Origin of the sequence: Acinetobacter sp. YH12145 (assembly GCF_013418335.1) — a bacterium.
In the GTDB taxonomy this organism is placed as follows: Bacteria; Pseudomonadota; Gammaproteobacteria; order Pseudomonadales; family Moraxellaceae; genus Acinetobacter; species Acinetobacter amyesii.
This window is the reverse complement of the sequence record NZ_VPCE01000028.1, coordinates 1-2,372: the sequence shown is the minus strand read 5'-3', so window position 1 is coordinate 2,372 and position 2,372 is coordinate 1. Positions and strand designations below refer to the sequence as shown.

Here is a 2,372-nt window from a genome sequence, read left to right as displayed (position 1 = left end):
GCCCAAAAACGTGCCATTCATGTGCAATTCTCCAACCCTGCGTTGAATGATGAGCTTTTTATTCAACGTATTGATGGGGAGCATGTCTTAAACCAAGGCCTGCAAGCGACTTTGATTTGCCTATCTACTAATGCCCTTATTCCATTAAAACAATTTATTGGCGCACAAGTCGCCGTTGATCAAGTGACCGATCAGGGCGAACTCTTCCGTACCACGGGTATTATTACCGAAGCCACCCAAGGGCAGAGTGACGGTTCACTCACGCTGTATAAACTCACTTTAGAAGATGCAACATCGCTGTGGCATAAGCGCCGCAACAGCCGTGTGTTTATGAATAAATCAGTGCGTGATGTTAGTGAGACTCTTTTTAAAGAATGGCAATGCAAAAGTCCGCTTTTTGCTGCCAGTCTAACGCTTGATCTAAGCGGTTTAAGTCAGAACTATGATGTCCGACCGTTCATCATGCAATCGAATGAAAGCGATTATGACTTTTTAACGCGACTTTGGCGCAGTGAAGGCATTAACTGGCTCATCGATGAAGCACAGTTGAAAGTGCCGCATTCCTCAGCGCCAATTGAAAAACAAAAACTCCGCCTGATTGATGACAATAGCCAATATCAAGCGCTCAGCCGTCGTAGTATCCGCTTTCATCGCTCTAGCGCCACAGAAAAACAAGACAGCATCACCAGCTTGATCGGTGAGCGTAGCATTCAACCGACTGCGGTCCATGTACAGCGCTGGCAAGCCGATGGACTGAACCAAGAAGAAGGCGCAGGTTCAGTTCAAAGCAAACATCAGCATAGCCAAAGCCAAGACAATGCCAGCTTAAGTTTGGAGCAAGCATGGCATATCAGCCCTGCATGGATGCAAGATTTAAAAGGCGAAGACCAAGCTACCGCTTCATCCAATAGCCAAATTGAAAAATTGAATCAAAACCTAACGCGCTATCACGAGCTACAATCGAAAAAATTCAGTGCACAATCGACTGTGCGTGATACCCAAGTGGGTTATTGGTTTGAACTGAATGAACACCCAGAAATCGATCAACACAGTGGTGCAGACAAACAATTTTTAATCACAGAAAAGAAATTCTATAACCAAAATAACTTACCTAAAGACCTCTCTGAACAAGTCAATCAACTGATTGAACAAAGCCAGTGGAATATTAAACCGATCCATGAACAGACCGAGCGTCAGGCCAATCAGCTCACATTACAACGCCGCAATATTGCGACGGTTCCTGCATATAACCCACTCGAACACCGTCCAAGCACCCATCCGCAACGGGCTAAAGTTGTCGGGCCAAGTGGTGAAGAAATACATGTCGATGAATGGGGGCGTATCAAAGTCCGCTTCTTATTTACCCGTGGAGATGACCACAGCCATGATGGTGGTGCAGGCAGTAATGACAATGACACAGATTCTGCATGGGTCGATGTGCTTACCCCATGGGCAGGCGAAGGTTATGGCGCACGCTTCTTACCGCGCATTAATGAAATCGTGGTCATCGATTTCTTTGACGGCAACATCGACCGTCCATTTGTGGTGGGGCGTATACATGAAGCACAGCGCAGTCCGACCCAATTTGATAGTAAAGGCAAACTACCTGAGACCAAAAAACTGGCTGGAATAAAAAGTAAGGAAGTCCAAGGTGAAGGCTTTGGACAACTGCGCTTTGATGACACCACAGGACAAATTTCGACACAATTACAAAGTACCCATGGTGCCACCCAGCTCAACCTCGGTAACCTCAGTCATCCCAAAGAAACCGCAGCAAGTGCAGGACGAGGGGAAGGCTTTGAACTGAGAACCGACCAATGGGGCGCAGTACGAGCAGGACAAGGGCTCCTTGTCAGCACACACTCACAACAACAAGCAGCGGCAATGCACCTCGACGCACAAGCTGCAAAAGATCAAATCGAAGCCAACTTAAACAGCAGTAAAGCTTTAAGTGAAGTGGCGAAAAATCAACAAACTGACCCACTTGAAGTCTTAGATAACCTGAAAAACTTCCTTGGCCAAATCGAAAAAGGGAGTAAAGAAAAAGCCGACGCTTTTAAACAAGCCTTAATGATTTTATCTGCACCAAACTCAATTGTTGTGAGTAGTCAGGAAGATATTCATCTTTCAGCCGATGGGCAGATCAGCCAAAGTGCAGGCGATAGCATCAATATCAGCAGTCAAAAATCCTTAATTGCCCATGCACAAAGCAAGATCAGTCTATTTGCAGCACAAGAGGGATTAAGAGCTTATGCAGGCAAAGGCAAAGTTGAAATCCAAGCCCAAGGAGATGGGGCAGATTTGATTGCCCGAAAAGGTATTCAAATTATTTCCACGGAAGATAAAGTTGAAATCAAAGCGAGCAAAAAAAT

General features: G+C 45.7%; 1 protein-coding gene. It reads left to right on the top strand.

From position 1 onward, the window contains the following. The coding region (locus tag FTU80_RS16275; protein WP_180086116.1) for a type VI secretion system Vgr family protein at window positions 1-2,372 on the top strand (2,372 nt) is incomplete at both ends.